This window comes from Pseudomonas sp. QS1027 (assembly GCF_002814235.1).
Lineage (GTDB): Bacteria > Pseudomonadota > Gammaproteobacteria > Pseudomonadales > Pseudomonadaceae > Aquipseudomonas.
In genome coordinates this window covers 1-217 of sequence record NZ_PHSU01000074.1, presented here as the reverse complement: position 1 = coordinate 217, position 217 = coordinate 1, and the positions used below count along the sequence as shown (strand labels likewise).

The 217-nt window shown below is 59.4% G+C and carries 1 pseudogene; it reads right to left on the bottom strand.

From position 1 onward, the window contains the following. Positions 1-217 (bottom strand): annotated as a pseudogene (locus CWE01_RS33715) (hypothetical protein); the annotation flags it as partial.

The following is a 217-nucleotide window of genomic DNA, read 5'->3' as shown; positions in this document are numbered from 1 at the left end:
CTGCACTCAGTTTCGGATACGCATGCAGCTCCTCGAACCGTGAGGTACAGAGCACAATGGCGTCTTCAATCAGACCCGCATGCCCCACCTCGTACGCGCCGGTGACTTGGTAGTAACCCACACGCGGCGCTTCTTCCGGCAAGCGCATGACACCGCTGCAGATGATCGTGAACTGCCGTTGGAACGCGTCCAGGCGCAGAAACGAATCGGGGACGTA